14 protein-coding genes, 2 tRNA genes and 1 pseudogene are annotated in these 18,168 nt (G+C 35.3%); 3 read left to right on the top strand and 14 right to left on the bottom strand.

Annotated features, from left to right (window positions below; all coding sequences use genetic code 11):
- Positions 1–2: 2 nt before the first annotated feature.
- The 11 genes from brxC to N774_RS0113260 all read right to left on the bottom strand — a co-directional run bounded on the left by brxC (position 3) and on the right by N774_RS0113260 (position 14,012).
- A complete protein-coding gene (gene brxC / locus N774_RS0113310; RefSeq protein ID WP_024861712.1) occupies positions 3–3,518 on the bottom strand; it encodes a BREX system P-loop protein BrxC in 3,516 nt (1,171 codons plus the stop codon).
- Entirely contained in the window at positions 3,515–4,114 is a 600-nt protein-coding gene (locus N774_RS0113305) for a DUF1788 domain-containing protein (protein WP_024861711.1), read from the bottom strand. Before N774_RS0113305 ends, brxC begins: the two co-directional genes overlap by 4 nt.
- Complete coding sequence (locus tag N774_RS0113300) at positions 4,111–4,713, bottom strand: DUF1819 family protein (RefSeq protein ID WP_196231557.1); 603 nt, start codon at positions 4,711–4,713, stop codon at positions 4,111–4,113. Before N774_RS0113300 ends, N774_RS0113305 begins: the two co-directional genes overlap by 4 nt.
- A 163-nt stretch (positions 4,714–4,876) precedes the next feature.
- Positions 4,877–6,088, bottom strand: coding sequence for a GmrSD restriction endonuclease domain-containing protein (locus N774_RS18405; protein WP_024861709.1), 1,212 nt, complete (start codon positions 6,086–6,088; stop codon positions 4,877–4,879).
- A 96-nt stretch (positions 6,089–6,184) separates the two neighbouring features.
- On the bottom strand, positions 6,185–8,554 hold the full coding sequence (locus N774_RS0113290) for a hypothetical protein (protein WP_024861708.1): 2,370 nt from the start codon (positions 8,552–8,554) through the stop codon (positions 6,185–6,187).
- 258 nt (positions 8,555–8,812) lie between these two features.
- A complete protein-coding gene (locus N774_RS0113285) occupies positions 8,813–9,583 on the bottom strand; it encodes a hypothetical protein (RefSeq protein WP_024861707.1) in 771 nt (256 codons plus the stop codon).
- A 23-nt stretch (positions 9,584–9,606) separates the two neighbouring features.
- Entirely contained in the window at positions 9,607–10,182 is a 576-nt protein-coding gene (locus N774_RS0113280) for a recombinase family protein (RefSeq protein WP_024861706.1), read from the bottom strand.
- A gap of 398 nt (positions 10,183–10,580) precedes the next feature.
- Positions 10,581–11,555, bottom strand: coding sequence for a hypothetical protein (locus N774_RS0113275; protein WP_207640556.1), 975 nt, complete (start codon positions 11,553–11,555; stop codon positions 10,581–10,583).
- A 325-nt stretch (positions 11,556–11,880) separates the two neighbouring features.
- Complete coding sequence (locus N774_RS0113270) at positions 11,881–12,615, bottom strand: tyrosine-type recombinase/integrase (protein ID WP_024861704.1); 735 nt, start codon at positions 12,613–12,615, stop codon at positions 11,881–11,883.
- 337 nt (positions 12,616–12,952) lie between these two features.
- Positions 12,953–13,861 (bottom strand): 1-phosphofructokinase, encoded by a 909-nt coding sequence (pfkB, locus tag N774_RS0113265; protein WP_024861703.1) that lies wholly within the window; start codon positions 13,859–13,861, stop codon positions 12,953–12,955.
- 66 nt (positions 13,862–13,927) lie between these two features.
- Positions 13,928–14,012 (bottom strand) — tRNA-Leu (locus tag N774_RS0113260).
- Positions 14,013–14,171: 159 nt separating this feature from the next.
- On the opposite strand from N774_RS0113260, the gene N774_RS0113255 reads away from it, so the two are divergent.
- Positions 14,172–14,247 (top strand) — tRNA-Thr (locus N774_RS0113255).
- Positions 14,248–14,588: 341 nt separating this feature from the next.
- Here N774_RS0113255 and N774_RS0113250 read toward each other — a convergent pair.
- The 3 genes and pseudogenes from N774_RS0113250 to N774_RS0113245 form a co-directional block, all read right to left on the bottom strand.
- Complete coding sequence (locus N774_RS0113250; protein WP_024861702.1) at positions 14,589–15,029, bottom strand: S-layer homology domain-containing protein; 441 nt, start codon at positions 15,027–15,029, stop codon at positions 14,589–14,591.
- Positions 15,030–15,047: 18 nt separating this feature from the next.
- A pseudogene (locus N774_RS20150) lies at positions 15,048–15,173 on the bottom strand (S-layer homology domain-containing protein); the annotation flags it as partial.
- Between the two features lie 465 nt (positions 15,174–15,638).
- Positions 15,639–16,514 carry a Cna B-type domain-containing protein gene (locus N774_RS0113245; protein WP_196231555.1) on the bottom strand — a complete coding sequence of 292 codons (876 nt, stop codon included), beginning with the start codon at positions 16,512–16,514 and terminating at the stop codon, positions 15,639–15,641.
- 688 nt (positions 16,515–17,202) lie between these two features.
- Here N774_RS0113245 and N774_RS0113240 point away from each other — a divergent pair.
- Both N774_RS0113240 and lepB read left to right on the top strand, forming a co-directional pair.
- The gene (locus tag N774_RS0113240; RefSeq protein WP_024861700.1) at positions 17,203–17,559 is read left to right on the top strand and encodes a DivIVA domain-containing protein; all 357 of its coding nucleotides are present in this window, start codon (positions 17,203–17,205) and stop codon (positions 17,557–17,559) included.
- Positions 17,560–17,602: 43 nt separating this feature from the next.
- Positions 17,603–18,145, top strand: a complete 543-nt coding sequence (gene lepB, locus N774_RS0113235; RefSeq protein ID WP_242836630.1) for a signal peptidase I — start codon at positions 17,603–17,605, stop codon at positions 18,143–18,145.
- The last annotated feature ends 23 nt before the right edge of the window (positions 18,146–18,168 follow it).

The raw sequence follows: 18,168 nt of genomic DNA, 5'->3' as shown, positions 1-18,168 counted from the left end.
CCTTAATCAAGATTAAGCTCCTCGTTATCCTTTAAGGCATCAAGCAGACTATTTCGGATTGCTGCAACTACTTTCTCAACATCATCACTTGTGGTTATTGTTTTGTTTGCAACAGGAATACAGTTAATAATGCGAATTCTCTTGGAGCGTACAGTTGGTTTATCTTCATTTATAGTAATAGCTATGAAGTTACGGAAACTATTAAGTGAATTATCACTTGAAGTAATAAAAGCATCCATATTTGTTGTGTCTTCATTAAGAGCATCTAACCATGAATTATACTGCTTAAAAATAGCATCAGCTTTATCTTTAATTTTGTCTTTGCTGCCCTCAGGTATGTCTTTTTCTAATACTTCATTAAGCTCATTTGTTACAGAAATTTGGTCATTTTCAAGTCGTTCCTTTACGGAGTTCAGCTTCTCTTTAATTATTTTTTGTTTAATCTCGTTAGCTTGGAAAACATAAGATGAAAGTTGATTCATTTCTGAAAAAGGAAGATCCATAGCAAGAATATTGCTTATCTTATCAACTACATCACCAAATTCAGTTAAATCTGATAATAAAGCATTTTTGCTATACCACTCAACTATTGCCTGAGCATCCCTATAATTTTTCTGTTGACTGCTTCCATTTTTATAGAATGTTTCAAGTTGTTCTAAAATAGATGCATGTTTCTCCAAGTTATCTTGCTTGGCTATTATGGTATTAAAAATAGCCGATGCATCACGGTTACGAAGTATTTCGCTAAATTCATTGTATATTTCAGCACTAATAGTTGAGCCAGCATATGAATTGCCATATTTTTTCTTTAGATCTTCTATAAATGCTTTTTTCCTTTCAAAAAATCCAATGACACCATTTTTTAGCTTATCCTCATCTAAAGGAAGGTTTTCTGTATATACATCGCTCATGATTCTTTTTACTTGATATAGTACTTCCTCAGCAATTTTTTCTTTTTGCGTAATAACCATTGTGTCCAAGCCAACTTTATGAGATAAATCAGCTTTGAATTTGCCATCGGTATCATCGACATAATTATCATGTATATATATTTGGATTAAATTGTATTTCCACAAATAACCGATAATACCAATGATGTCAGTATCACGCCATCCATAGGGCTGTTTTGTAAACTTATCAACAATAGTTTTTACGGTTGTAGTTTTTATAAGCCTCTTATCATCTTTTATTAATTCGAATATTTCAAGATATGCTTGATAATTTGCATCATTAGTTATATCAACTTCTATTAAATCCGTTTTTTCTTCATTTAACATAATAGCAATTGATTTTTGATCTGGAAAATAATAATTTACAAGAGGCAATTTATAATACTGTTGCTTAATTAGTTCTTTCAATGCATCATTGATTCGTTCTTTCCCATCTTTTTGTTTAATATCAAGAACATTGCCACATAAATATATTGGAGCAGTTCTTAACGATTCTCTTATCAAATCTTCAGCACGTTTTCTTCTTTCGGATATTTCGGATGTTTTCTTACTCATTATTTCAGTCATAGCTACAGACATTGCTGAACTATTATTGCGTTTAAAAGTTTCGATTTTATTAGCGTGAATTAATTCTTCAATAAACAAACCATTTGTAAGATCAATAACTATTGTATTATTAATTGAATCTGTACAAAAATCAGTTTCAGATTTAGGCTTGGAGAAAAAAGAAAATACTTTAATGGTAAGACCTTCTTTACTTGAACCTCCATGTAATTCATTGTCTACATACCTATTTAATGAAAAATCATATTTCCCATCATATCTATATTTATTATTATCAAATATACGGTCAAATATTATTTCGTGAATGGTTCTCTGTATTTCTCCTTCGTTATATGAAGCTTTAATTATCTGTTTATTCACATCTTGTTCCGCATTAGTCAGGAAGTCATATTCATCTCCATTTTTTTGGATAAGAGTTTCTTCTTCTAATCTAATTAAAGCCTCCTGGATTTTAGTTTTTAAATCAGCTTTAATATCATTAATGTTTTCAACCATCATAGAAGCAAGACGATCTACTGTTTTAGGCATTTCCTTGACGTGTTTAATCATAAACAGCAGTCTAAGCACGCGCAATGAAAAAGAATCTAATCCAGCTCGGCGTTCTGCATTTGCAAACACAGTTTTTATGTCATAGTCAATAAATTCTTCTATTGTCGAATAAAAGCTATCAAAAGGAATAAGAACACTTGTATCTTTGTCAGCATATTCTTTACATGAATTCTGAAAGGCACTGAGTAAAGATCTTTCATTCTGTGATAAATGCTTACCCTCACTCATTCCATTTTCTCTAATTGCTTCAAATACTTTCTGTAATAGTTCAAACTGATATGAAACGAAAGGATACACCATACGAAATTGTGCTGCATCCGAATAACCTGTCCAAGTAGGTTTTGTTGGAAAATTAATGAGTTGTCCTAATTTGCTTTGATATGTCTCATAAAGCGATTCAAGAGGAGTATATGCAGTTTTCTTTTTTTCAAGAATACGCCTTTTGATTACCTCATCAGCATTTGCACCGCTAAGTAGAAGGCGTGTATCAAATCTGCCTTGAATTTTGGAAAAATCATGCTGCTTCTCTTTAGTGCTATCAAGCATTGCTTTTAGTTCTTGTTGAGATGTAACAACAACCCAAGTTTTACCATGACAATATTTTCCAAGATCTTCAACACATGTTTGCAAATCTAACATGAGTTGTGTATTGTCACCAATAAACTGTCCAACTTCGTCCATCAAGAATATAACTCTTGTTTTCTCTTTAATACAGTAGTTATTAACTATTTCAGCAAAATCCTCAGGAGAGGTTGTGTAATTATTAATTTGATCGTCTATATACTTCTTAGCACTTTCTTCTGTCATATTTCTTACATCCACAAGTGCTTTTATAATGCTATCACGATGTAAAAGAGCTTTACCACGCGTTGTTTTCCAATCTCGAGAAGAAAGCTTCTCAAATTTATTAATAAAACTAATAAGTGTTCCTTCAGAATCTAATGATCTTTCAAGATCAGCAACCCAAGGGTTAGAGCCACAGTAACCAATTGCGCCATTAAAAGCGCGTAACATAATATCTGTAATAGCCGTATTTTTGTTCTTAGCATTAGAATTAGCTTTGCTGGGAATAGTAAATATTACAACTTTATTCTTAATATTTGAACTTTTGTCAATATCGGCAAGAATCATTTTATCGTCTATCTTATCTTCAAAATACTTATATGGTAATTTATTAGCGATTTCTTTGTTTTCAAGTATATATCCTAATATTTTCAAGAAATGCGATTTACCAGAGCCAAAGAAGCCAGTAATCCATACACCCATTTTTCCTGTAGGAGTTGATATAGATTCACGGTATTTGCGAAAAAAGACTCTAAAACACTTTGTGATTTCATCGGTACATACATATTCCTCAAGTTCTTGTAACTTTTGTTCCTCGGTTTCGTTTCCTATAGTAACTACGCCTTCAATAGAACGCTCAATATCTTTTTCAAATAGATCTCTAATTATCATATGTCTTTTCTCCTTTCAACCAACGGAAATGCTCTGTAATAATTATCATCATCTAATCTTTCGAAAAGACTTAGTGTCATTTGATGTTTTATTTCATATCTTCCGGGATACATCATTACAACAGGATTATTCTTAAAAATACTTTGAAGATTATTAAGAAGTATATGGCTTCTAATAATAGGAAAAGCTTTTCCAACTCCAGTTATAAGAACTATTGATTTTCCGTCATCCACAGTTGTGCCTTTGAAATAATTTAACAGATCATTATCGTCTTCCTCAACTGAAATGAGAGGTTGAAAGATTTCTTTTAGTAATAACTCCTTTGAGTAGTCTTTCTCCATGTTAAGAATATCATCCATATATCCGTTATCGTTAATAATATTCAAAATCATTTCAAACAAGTCAAATTCAATTATGGCAGAGTTCCTTGATTTTATTTTTTTTATTTCTTGTCTGACAATCAACTCGTCTTTGGGATCGTAATCGAATATATAGAATTTAAAGTCGTTTGCAGTTCCAAACTGAGTCAATGCATCTACACTTATCATTCTATCTTCTAATACTACAAATCTTTCATTTAAACTTCTTTCAGTCATAATGAACTACCTCCGAGAGTTGCTTCCAAAAATGCAGCGTCACCAATAGAACAAATATGTTCAGCAATGTCTGGGTGAATAATCATTTTCTTAGTTTCTATTCTGCGACCTTCACGAATACCCATTCCTGATTCTACAAGGATATTTCTATAACCTTTAATTAGGCATTCTATGGTGTGTTGTCCCCATTTTGCAACATCACAGTTGCTTTCTTTTTTTCCTTGAACAAAAGAATCAAAATCATCGGGGGACAAATAGTTCCTTTCAGAAACTAATGATTCACGGTACTTTTCAAACAAGAATTCAAAAAATAGTAAATCAGTCTTAGAAATTGCATATACAAGTATAAATTTTGAAGTGGTAATATCTCCATTACAGAGATAATCCAGAAGGATATTATCCAAAGAACATAGTCTTTTATATGCTACATTTATAACTTCTCTACGTCGTTGTTCTGAATCAATCGAAACAGCATTGTTTATAAAGCATTCTAAATTAATTTCCTTCCAGGATTTACCTTCAAGCATCATTTTCGCTATTATCCTGGATACAGCATATTTAAAAGGCGTTTTCTTTATGGCAGAAGTGTATTTTTTCATATTCATCATTATACCTCTATCTTGAAAATAATAATAATTATATTATACCATAAAAAACTAAAATTCGCAACAAAAGCGTTCCTTTTGACATGCAAAAACGCAAGCCAAGATATTGTGCACTATGCACAATATCTAAGCTTAATATTGCAATATATCATATAAATCAAAGCTGATCACTTTTTTTAGAATTGCATGATGGACACAAGACTTGTCCATTCTCAATTTTGGTTTCTCCGCCCTTACTCCATGGTATTATATGATCTGCCTCCCAGTTATTCCATTCACAATGGGTACCACATATTTTACATATACCGTTTCCTCGTCTATAGATTACTTGACGTTGCGCTTCGTCAAAGTTTCTTTTAGGATCCTTTTGCGGAAGATTAGGAACTGTGGCTAATAAGTTTTCCTTTAAGAAATTATGCCTATATACTAATGAATCTTCTGCATCGGATGAATGCGATACACGTTCATGATATAACACAAGGCGTGTATCCTGATCTTCTGGAGCTTTCTGTTCATCTTCATTTCTTGTAGCTTCAAAATCAATGAACCATTTGGCTATATCTGCTTCTCGTCCTGCTATATTATAATTAGGCATTAAATCCATAATTAGTAGAAACAGTGAGATGACACTGTATCTTTTCAGTTCAGGCGATTCAGCAGGAAACATTTTATTTAGATAATCTAAAATACGAATTATTTTTTTTGCATCGGCAGATTGAGAATCAAAATTCTTGTATTTTTCATACATTCCATTGAGATCCTTGTCTTTTATATTACAAATTCGCTTACTTAAAGCCAGATGAGTCATTTGTGCAGCAATTAAATCATATGTAAATCTTGTATTTTTGAACTGAACTTTAGTAAAGAATTCATGCTTAGTTAATTCTCTTATAAAATCTCTCATTCGACCAGGCATAGCATTTCTTTTTTCTTGAGCTTTGAGTGTGGTTCCATTTTGTAATCTAAGGAACATCTCTCTTATTTCATCCTCGTCCTTATTATCTAAAATAACAAAGTCAAGACTATATCCGTCAATAATATCTGATATTTCTATATCAAGCTCAGAGTATTTTTTGTTTGCAATATCAATTCCTTTTATTGGTTCAGCGTCTTTTGGAAGAGAAAACTCGTTATCGTAAAACGACCAAATTGCACGTATTCTCTGCTGACCATCAATGACATCATATTTATCCTCTCCTTTTGCATGCAAATATATTTTTGGAATATCATAATCCCTAAGAATTGAGTCTATTAGTAATTGTTTCTGTGCTTTTGTCCAAACAGCTGGTCGCTGGTAATCAGGATTAGTATCTATTTTATTTCTCTTTTTTGAAAGAGTATATAATGCCCATGTTGCTTTTTTTAACATATGTGATTCCTCCTGCGATATTCTACTACTCTGTGTCAGATTTTTCATCTAAGCTATCTTTTAGCTTCATTCTTTGGTTTTGTGTTATGGTTTTTATTACTTTTTCTCTTCGGACATTCCTATCTCGAAGGAACTGTTAAACTTGTTCATACTCTTCATGGCAATTTTCATGGCATGAACAGCTTCTTCTGTGTTTTTGATTTCTTCTTTCATGCGCTTTTTCTCATCTTTATCAGCAACATCTGCTTTAAGTCGCAGTTCTACAAGATCTTTTTCAATATCCGCTATGTTGCGCACATATTGTTCATATACACTGTTTGAATACTCAATATCATGCTCATCATTGAGAAAAATCTCCCGAACAGATACCATAAGTTTGGCTGATTGGAGAATAGTTCCTTTTTTACCCATAACACTGACGGCTCCTATAGTACCTCCAACTCCAGCACCAACACCTAAACCGAGCAATGTACCACCGCCAACTATTGCCATTGTTCCACCTAACATTCCAGCACCACCAGCAGCAATTGCTCCACCGCCAATGTAAGCAAGACAGGCGCTTGTCAATGCAGCTCCGCTAAGACCGGCGAAGTTGGAACCTACCAAAGCGACAGCAATCGGACCTGCAAACATCCCTGCAGTTGCAACAAATGAAACAGTAATCACAGCAGCTATTGATACAGTTTTTAATGCGCTCTTCAGAACTTCATTTAGTTCACGAATGATTTTATTGTAGCTCTTGCGTAAGCGTTTTATATATCCTGTCTTATAATAGTTTTCAGAAAAGAAGGTATCAAGGAATTTATCTCCATTGGATTCACTATAACCAACAAGTGGTATATTGAGTTCCTTATACTTTTTGCTCGGAACTTCGTCACCCTTCTTATCTTTTTCAGTACTGAGAGGGAAATATGGTTCAAAAAGCATAGCTTCGAGAAGTACCAATCTGAACCAAGTCCCTTCAGGACTGTTTTCTTTAACTTTACTAATAAGTTCATCCTTGCTATACCAATGTAGTTCAGCACCTTCGATGCCGGTAAAATCTGCAAAACCGATACTCATATAATGTTTCCATTCTTCGAGCCAATCGGATTTAAGGTTTCGCTTTGTTGAAGAAGCATTAATATCATTAATGGTTTTGTACATTTCAAGGTTATAGAGGATTTCTGTTTGTTCCAATGTCAAACCAAACTTTTCAATATCCATACCTTCACCTAACCTTTTATAGATGTTATTGTCAGTCTGAGAATAAGTATTTCGCTGTATATCCTCATACATCTGCTTAATTTTCTTGACATCACGAATTTTTAGGAAATTAATCATTTCACTTCCAATAGCAATTGCAAATCTCCCTATTCCAATATAATTAACAGAAACAAAGTATTTCTGGGAAATCACGGCTTCAGCAATATCAACTGTAGTGAAAACTCCAGTTGCAACGGTCAACATTCTTGTCAGTGTAGGATTATCATATGGCTTGACTTTGTCAAAATCGATTTTGATAAGATCAGTAATGGAAGAAGCGTTTATATTTTTTATCTCAATAGCCAGTCGTCTTATAAAATAGAATGCTCTGACAAGGCTTTCGTTTGCAATTACAGGAAGAGCTTGCTTTCCTAATTCAATTGCAGCTCCTAATTCTCCTCTAAAATCAAACCAGAGGTCAGTTCCCTTGATTATCTTTCCATTCTCATCATGCTGAGCAAGGAGTGTACCGTTAAACAGCTTTGAAAGGAATAATGATAAGCGTGTATCTCCAACTTTTATATTCTTAAACACTGGCAACGCAGATAATTCCTTTGCCAATGACAGTATCGGTCCAGGTATACCTGTTCCACCTGATAATCCTGCAGTGCTGCTTGAACCAGCAATATCGCTAACAAGATGGAAAAACCATACTATAGTTCCTTTAATTATTTTGTCTGGAATGTTTTTACCAATGAACTTTTTGCTATTATCTGGAACTTTGAAAGTTTTAAAATTACCGTTAGTATCTGTTCCAAATGAGTATCCTGTAAACTGTGTAAGCAAAGAAAAAATTAAGCCGACAATTGTTGGATGATGTGCGAAATCACGCAGATGATGTTGAAGTCCGCCACCCAATTTAGAAGTATTACCGTCACTTGCAAGGGGAAACTTCTTCTCTAAAAATGAAACAGCTTCTTTTAGATTATCGCCCTTATATCCAAAAAGGTTCGCAGTCTTGGTAACAAATCCACTTATTTTTTCGTCTGCTATGTTGCGCCCTGAAGCCAGATTAAAATCGCCAACCCATAATATATCAAGCATTCCACAAATTACACCCGATGAAGCTGCAACAATATAATCAAGTAAATCTGCATGACTTGATAACAAATCAATCTCAGCATCAAGATCGTAAATTGCTTTCTCAAAGTCAGTATTTGCAATTATTTCGACATTTGGGACTACCTCTATCTTGAGTTTATCATCAAATAACAGACTCATATTATTCCCCCCCATTATATAAATAAAATACTTTCATATGTTTGGTGATAGACATTCTATTACATGTATATTTTTATACATTATAATTATATATCATTTATAGAGGTTTAACAATTATTGCTATTTAGAATTCATACTTCTGAAATAATTTTAGACGTAATAGCCAAATAAGCGTATGATCAATTAGTGAAACTCACAACGCAGTGTGAATAAAAATGGCTCTCCAATGGAGAGCCTGAATAAGATATATTGATATTATTACTCTGGAATTATATTATTGTCTATGACATCAATAAAAATTAAATCATTTTCATCAATGTCAAGAGCAATACCTTTCCAATACTCTTTTTTGCGATTACGCCTATCTATTATCTCTTTCCTTATCAATCGGGATTCTTTTATAATCATAACAATTGCATAGACTAATATCATATATATGACTATTAAAATAATACTGGCACTTATACGTTTTTGTAAAATAGTAGTTTTATCATTAAACGCGAAAATAAAGCAAAACACATTATAAATTTTGCTTATTGCTGGAATATGACCAAAAAGATACTCTTTTTTATTTAATAGAATATTTAGAGTAACATAAGGAAGAATAGATATAGCATAAAAAATCATTGTATAAATTGCTTTTTCTCTATCTCTTACTTGTTCAAAAAAAGGCTCGTCAAATGTAACTTTATCTTTATATTGCTTTTGTTCTAAATGCTGCTTAATATTGAGTTTTGTTCTATACCATCGAGGATTAAATGAAAGATTTATATAAACAACATTGAAAAAGAAACCTAATATGACAGTATTCATTACCGAATTATCAAAAATTGAATATGATAAAATAAGTGCAGTTACCAATAGTACAGCTTTCCATTCCTTTAAACAAGAAATTATGGCATATACCCCTATTACAAGTATGGATAATATCGCAAATAACTTTGGGAATAATAATACGCCAATTAGCCAAATAATAAGAGCTGTGATAAATGCACGTTTTTTTCTTAATCTAAGTTTTGGATGTTTCATGATACAATTATACTCCTTTAATACTATATTCCTAACTTCTTTACTATTTGATAGAATCGATTACGTTTAATATCAAGTTTTTTCATAGTTGCAACCGCGGTCTGTTCACCGTTGCGCCACTTCTTACACTCAGCTCTGAACTTATCTTCATTGAAAGGAATAGGTTTACGTCCTTTGTATTTTCCTTGCTGCTTCGCAATAGCGATTCCCTCACGCTGCCTTTGCAAGATAGTTTCTCTTTCAAGCTCTGCCAGAGCTGCAAAGATTGTAAGCATAAATCTTCCTTGCGGAGTTTCGGTATCTACGCTTTCCTTCAGGCTTATAAGACCAACACCTTTATCGGTCAGCTCCTGAACGATCTGCAACATATCTCTTGTACTTCTCGCAAGTCGGGAGAAGTCTGATACAACAACCACATCACCCTCACGAACATAATTAAGCATAGCTTGCAGTTGAGGTCGATTTGTGTCTTTACCGCTCATTTTATCAATGAAAACTTTCTTTATTTTGTCAGTATAACCTTCAAAGGAATGAAGCTGCCGTGCTTCATTTTGTTCTTCAGTTGAAACACGGGCATAACCAATATATGTTTTATCCATATAGTAAAACTCCTTTCTGTCCTGATAGAGCATACCCTAACAGGAATGCAATAGAGTGTCCTATTAAGATGTACTTCCTTATTTATAAACGTCCTAAAATAACAGACCACCTTAAAAGGACTATTTTTCTTATTATACCACAAGATAATAGCCAAAGCAACTGCTTTGGCGTAAACGCCAACCAATATATAGACCATCGATAATGAAAGCAGCCAATATCACAAACGATATTGGCTGTTAACTTTTTAGGCATGGAAGAGTGCGCTTACACTCTTCCTTTATCCTGAATCATTATTATCCTGTAAGAGCAGATATCAAGTATGGAATGTGGATCTCTATAGATAGGAATACATATATGAAAAACGGCTCCGAGCGTGCAACTCGGAGCCGTTTTTTTCTCAGAAGTTATCGATCACATCGGTTATCTTCCATTTTCCATCTTCCTTAACAACTTCGACCACTACTGTATCCTCAGCACCGTAATCGTTGTTTTTTATCTTTATAGAGTAACCGTTGCCGTTATCAACTACAACAGGATCCTCATCCTCAAATGAATATCTGCCGCCAATAGGACGATATTCGATGTAAAGCTCTCCGTTAACATCTATGCACTTAGGATGCTCTGTTCCGAAGAGGAAACCATATTCGTTATCAAGGAATTGTTCTGTCATATGTATCCTGAGATAATTGCGAACATCATCTGTTGTTTTATAATAACCATCAATGGACTTATGATATACTGTTCCATCATCAGTTTTGTATTCAGCATTCATATCTGTATTCACACCGGTGCCGCACATAAGACGATCGGCAAAAGCAAGTGTATCTCTTATATCTTTCGCTTCGGGAACATTCGGAGGGAAGTCTTTACCGGAAATGTTTCTGCAGAAAGTCATACCGCCCTCATCTTCAGAGTATATCTCATTAAAAGGCTTTTCAGGGCAAACAAATCCCGTCCATAATGTATTATCAGGCTCATAGAATGAATACCAGTAAGTTTTACTGCCGTCAGGATGTTCCTCAGCATCTATTTTTATAGTACCAAAACGTGTGCCGCCATATATGTATTTTAAAGAGAAAGAACCGTCATCATTGACTGTCAGGATATTGCCTGTATCATTCTGCACCCATTCTCCGACAAGATCGCTTACCGAATAATCCGATCCCGAGACATCATCTGATGATGTTGCCTGAGCAGTTGTTGTTTCTGAGCTTCCAGCATTAGCAGTTACTGTTGTTGAAGTGCTTTCTGAAGTAGTGGTTGCAGCGGTGTTGTTCTTCTTGTCGCTATTTTGCTGATCTGAATTGGTCTTTCCACAGCTTGCCAGAGTACATACTGCAAGCATAAAAGTCAAAGCGATTTTTAATTTCATTCTTTTCATTATCTATAATTCCTTTCTGATATAGCTTTGCCGTAAAAATATTATATCATGTTACGTTAAATAAATCAACTGCGATACAATATTCGTTTTATACAGCCTTTCATAAACTAAGAGTTACGCAAAAGAACGGTTCAATATGAACCGCTCTTCTTTTTATATGAAAAATCCTCCATGTGCCGATACTTTGCCTTTCGGATGTAAGCGCAGCACTTTTTCGTGCCATTTCTTGTATGTGCACTACCGACTTTGCTGTGGGAATCTAATTATCCCTTAAAACAACAAAAAACACTGATGAACATTACATCCCCAAAAATTGTTATGATTTTGACGGTTCAAGAGTATTTACTCTGTGAAGCAGGAATTCCTGAATCAATAATGCATCGTTTGATGTTAGGCCTTTACTTGCTATATCTACATCACCATTTGTTTGCCCCTGTACTGTTATAGCATTAGGAGCTGTACCGCCAAGTCCGTACTTATTCGGATGTTCTTCTTTATCGAAACAATTGACTGTTAATCCAATTATTTCAGACTCTCTTAACCCTGTTAAAAGCGCAAATACAAATATATCCCTCTTTTCGTGATATTTAATCCTTTCAAAGAATTTTATAATTTGTGCATCCGTTAAGGGAGTAGGTGGTGTCCTTTCGATATTAGGTAACACAGTTCCCTGAGCAGCATTAAATGGCACGCATCCCTGTGTAACTGCTACACTTAACGCTTTATGTAAAACACCATGAATGTTTTTTATTGTTTTGGCATTTAACGGCTCTGGTATCTGATAGCCTATAATTAAACTATTGATAAATAACTGTACATCATCGGCTGTCAGATCTTCAAGCCTCATATCTTTAAAAACTCGCTTAAAATGGTTGTTTATTACGTATTCATATGAACTACGTGTTGAGTCCTTTAAATTGTTGGCTCTCGTTGACAACCAGTATTCACACCACTCAATTAATGTCGTCTTCATGGGTTCATATCTGGGAATATTGCTGATGCTTCGCATATACTCCAGTACATCTTGCTCTTTATTTGCCTTCTTTTTCATAGCGTACCTCCAAAATCTCATTTATTCGGGGAATACCCCTTGAAAATTATAGCATATAATAAAAAAGCCTGATATTGACTAAACACTTAAAGTTTCAGCAAATATCAGACTTTTTCAAAAAAGTACTTGATTTAATTTGGTGAATATGATATAATTAAATCATATATTATTAGGCGTTTTAAACAATAATTTTGGCTGGGATCGTTTGAAGAGGGGGTGGCTACCCTCCCTTCAAATCCTTCCACCCCAACTCATATTAAAAGCTCACGCAGTTGCGTGAGCTTTTTGTTTACATTAGGCTGCAAACGCCCCGAAGCAAGACTTCGGGGCGCTGTTTTTATATAGTCTTCAGCTGCTTCAACAGCTCGTATATAAGTTCCTTTTTGGCAAGTCCCTCTGAAAAAGCCGTGGCACCGCCGCAGGCTGTTCCCAGCTTCAATGCGTAGTCAAGGTCATTCTCGGCAGAGCCTGCCACAAAGCCTGCCAGCATGGAATCACCTGCTCCAACGGAATTCTTTACCGTACCCATACAGGCTCCGCACTTTATGAGCCTCCCGTTTTCCGAAAGGAGTATAGCTCCGCTGCCCGCCATGGACACCAGAACATTACGAGCTCCCATAGCCTGTAATTTCACGGCATATTCCACAACTCCGTCATATGTTGAGATGTTGACGCCGAATATCTCTCCCAGCTCGTGGTCGTTGGGCTTTATGAGAAAAGGCTTGTACTTCAGCACGTTAAGCAGAAGCTCCCCTGCCGCATCGACTACCGTGCGTATATCGCGGTCGGACAGCATTTCAAGTATCCTTTCATACACATTTGACGGCAGACTGTTTGGGATACTTCCTGCAAGTATGAGGGTATCGCCGTCTCTGAGCTTATTCAGCTTTTTGAAGAGCTCCTCAAGAGCTTCGTCATCTATGTGAGGACCCTGCCCGTTGATCTCTGTCTCCTCAGCAGCCCTTATCTTTACATTTATACGGGAGTTGCCCGATTTGAGCCTTACGAAGTCCGCATCTATTCCCATTGCTTCAACGCCCTGCTCGATAGCCTCTCCCGTGAAGCCCGCCGTAAAGCCCAGCGCCTTTGAGCGCACTCCAAGCTCCGCAAGCACAACAGATACGTTTATGCCCTTGCCGCCGTAGAATATCTTCTCCGAATCGGAGCGGTTCACGCTGCCGAGGGCAAGCTCCTGCATCTGCACAACATAGTCTATTGCAGGATTGAATGTTACAGTATATATCATGTTCATCTACCCCTTGTTCTGAGATATGGCAAAAGAAAAAGCGTTTACTCATGGTAAACGCTTCCTTGGTGCGAGTAATGGGACTTGAACCCATACGTCTCTCGACACACGCCCCTCAAACGTGCCTGTCTGCCTATTCCAGCACACTCGCATTGCAGTGTTTCGTGACTGCTTTAATATTATATCAGAAAAAACATGGCTTGTCAAGCGTTTTTTCAAAAAAAATTTCAGATTTTTTAGTTAACATAAAAAATAATATTTCGCAGTATTGACTTTCACTCCTCTTTGGTGTATAATATTATCTGTTGATGCTGATGTGGCACAGTCGGTAGCGCAACGCCTTGGTAAGGCGTAGGTCGTCGGTTCAAGTCCGATCATCAGCTCCACGCAAACAGCGTGAAATAGGCGTTTCTTCTATGTGAGGAAACGCCTATTATTTTAATTAAATGCAAAAATGTCATTAATCTGTCATTGTTACTATAAGAAGCCATGAGAAGATGTCACAGAATACAGCACATAACAAAAGATAAATATTTTATGTTCAGACAATGACTATACTCAAAAATAACCTCCACTAATTGTGGAGGTTATTCTAGTTAGTTATTTATTTAATCCTTAGACTCTAAACTAAATGCCGTTTTATTCATAATCATATTTTGCTGTTATAATAAGCTCTTATTTCGTTTATCAGAGTAGTAGCTTAACATAAAAACAAACATAGCTGTATTCAAACATTTGCTACCCAACCTGAATAATTATCCCAGCTTCCGTTTGGGGCATCTACTGAAATAATATGATACCATATATAACCATTTTCAGTAACAGACTGATCATATGTTACAACACTGCTTTTAGCAAGTGCACCTATCTGAGTTCCTGAAATACTTGCACTATTACGAACCTTTGCGCCATTTGAAGATTTAATTATATATATTGAGGAATCGCCTGAATATTTATATATGATCTGCACACATACTGCACGAGTTGCTATATCATTTGGAGCAAGCTTATTATTGCCTTTACCTGATAATATGCCCTGTGAAATAGCCCATATCATTGGAGTAAGTGCCCAACTGCTCACATTTTTTCTGTCATCGAATTTATCCAAAGCATTGCTTGGAGCATTGAACGGACGCTTCTTAAATTTCATCTCATAGTTATACAGCATGGTTACAAACTGTTCCCTTGTGATTTTATCGCCAACGCCGAATTCACTTCCGTATCCATTGGCGATTCCCCAATGATAAGCGCGCATTATAGGTGTTGTATACCATTTATATTTTTCAACATCAGTATAGCAATTATCATAAATATTATAATACTTTTATGGATCATCTGTCATGTTAAAAAGGACTGTGATAAACCGCTCTCTGGTCAATTCATTATTTGGACTAAAAGTATTTGCAGAAATTCCAGTCATAATTTATTACATTGCTTCGACTTATACAGGTTTAAGGCATTACCAATAATATTGAATATACTAAATAAAAGAAAAACATAAATGTTTTTATTTGATGCCAAAATAGCCGATTATATACTCCTGAAATTCTGTTGTATCCCACTAGTCTTAGTCGTGAAACTCAAACCGTCCCTTTACATAGCTTTTTCCATTTCCAGTATTACCAATCCCGTGATATTTGGGGTCAGAATTGAAATATGCATTTATGCCAATTGAATACAAAAATATAAAAACAGCCGCACAGCGAATCAGAACAATTATAGTCTGAAGTTACTATGCGGATTGAAAATAATATCAAACTTGGAAATAATAATACTTTTACTCATCATTATTTCTCTTCTTTATCATTAATCCTATAATTAGGAGCAAGATACCACTTGCAGATAGTATTATAACAGCCATCCAAGGCTGACCTGTCTGTGCAAGAGGTGGAAGAGAAGTAACGGATGTCTGCGGAACAGTCATAGTTGTTTTTGCTGAAGTATTAATCAGATACGTTGTCGAAAAGTCGATAGAAGTAGCAGTTGTTATATCTGTTACGATTGACGAAGTTTCTATGGAAGTATAGCAGTTTTTTATAATATACTGTGTGCTATTGAAATCGATCAGGACAGTATAGTTTACAGGGATATTACGTTCAACAACATACCATTTGTTTGAATTATCAAGGTCTGTCCAGTGATGCTCCCATTCATTATCTGTATTCAGTATTACAGTATCATAAAGCTCACCGTTTTTGAAAAGATCAACGGTTACATTGGGTGGATATGCAACACTTTCGGAAGTATCATTTATCCATACCTTTCTGACTGTATATGACATTTGTTCACTGCTGAGAGCGGCGTACTTGAATTTTGGAAAAGCGTCGTAGCTAAATGATACATCGCTGTCTCTTACTTCAAGAATAAGAGAAGAAGCAACATAGCAGGTGTAATCTATTTTCAGGTTTTTACCGACAGCAAGGTATACGCCTCTGCTTAAACTGTCGAAAGACAGCTCACCTGCTCCGTCGGTCACACCGCTCATTACGGGTGATATATCATCGGCAACTGCGTAGCTTTCAAGAGTTTTTGCTATCTGTTCAACATTTTCTTCAGACAGATCTGACATATCGACTGGATAATCTGAAAAGGCTCCACTAAGAACGATTTTATCAATATGACGTTCACCGATTCTGTAAAGATTCCATTCCATCCCTGTAAGTATTATGTCATCATTATGACATATCAGCTTTATTGAATGAAGCTGCTCGCTTTCGCCGATACATTGATTTGGAATGCAAAAAGCGAAACAAAGAAGCAATGACATTATAACTGTCCCCAAATGTGAAAATACGCTTTTTTTGATTAACATCAGATCACCTCTTTTATAGGCATGGGGTATCATTATGATATATACATAATGTATATAAAAACAACTGTAATACAAACGCTTAATTATATAGCACTCTTTTTGATAATTTACTTAATTTTATAGAGACGATAGGCAGAAACTTTCATACATTCATTATACTTTCAAAATAAGCTGCAAATCAATCAGATAATATTAATAATCATTAAATAAGCAGAATTTCAGCGATAAGTACAATCAAATTCACTGTGCTTTGGTAAAAGCTTACAACTCGTATGGATTTGTATTCAGTAATAAGTCGATAGAATCCTTATGGTAAAAAATGTCATGTATATTGGAATTTGTATATTATAGTCGTTTGTTACGTTGTTGATTTTGACAAACTCCAGCACATTCTATTAGCTGATTTCAACAAATATTTTTTCTCATATGTTAATAATATATTAGAATTGTTGACATTGTTTTAAAACAAATGGTATAATACAGATGTTAAACATGTAATGAAATGCTATATTTAATGGAGTAACTAATTATGACTGATAAGGAATTCAAACATTTAAAAAGAAGCGATCTGATATATATAATATATGAATATCAGAAGAAACAAGAGGAGCTTCTGAAAGAAAATGAAGCTCTCATCCAAAAGCTTAAAGATAAAGAATATAAAATGAGCAATGCAGGTTCTCTTGCAGAGATTTCGGCTAAGCTCAACGGACTTTTTGAAGCTGCACAGCAGACCGCCGATGACTACATAAACCAACTTGAGGGTACTTCACTGGAAGAGGCAAAAAAGAAAGCTGATGCCATTATAAGGGAAGCTGAGGAAAAGGCAAAGCAGATCATTTCCGAAGCAAAGAAAAGCTCCGTAAACAATGATAATAAATATTAAGGGAACGATTATTATGCGGGCAAAGATAAAAATAACAGAGTCTATGCCATCTGTTGAGCAGGTGGAGAACGAACTGAAAAATATAAGATACAGAAAAAAATTTAGGAGCACGCTTTTCAGCACAGTATCTATTCTTATTGTTGTTGCAGCATTTGCAGTGCTTGTATCAACTTTATTTTTTCCTGTTGTACAGGTTGCGGGAAGCAGCATGGAGCCGACTTTAAAAGAGGGGGATGTCCTCATACTGATAAAGTCGGATAATGTATCGTATGGTCAGATGTGCTGCGTTTCGTGGCAAAACAAGTCTCTTCTTAAACGCGTTGTCGGACTTTCAGGGGATGTAATAGACATGGACAGCGACGGAAATGTCTATGTCAACGGAGAGCTTCTTGATGAACCATATGTGGAAAAAAAGGAGCTCGGAAGATGTGAGATCGAATTTCCGTATCAGGTACCCGAGGACAAGATATTCATACTCGGCGATCAGCGCGAATCTTCTGTGGACAGCAGAAGCTCCGCCATAGGCTGTATTGGAAAGGATCAGATTGTCGGCAAGGTACTCTTTAAGGTTTGGACCAAAGAATAATTCAGAAAGGGGACGCTGAAATA

It is taken from the genome of Ruminococcus flavefaciens AE3010, from assembly GCF_000526795.1.
GTDB lineage: Bacteria > Bacillota > Clostridia > Oscillospirales > Ruminococcaceae > Ruminococcus > Ruminococcus flavefaciens_D.
The sequence above is the reverse complement of the archived record's forward strand: the minus strand, read 5'-3'. Positions and strand labels throughout refer to the sequence as shown.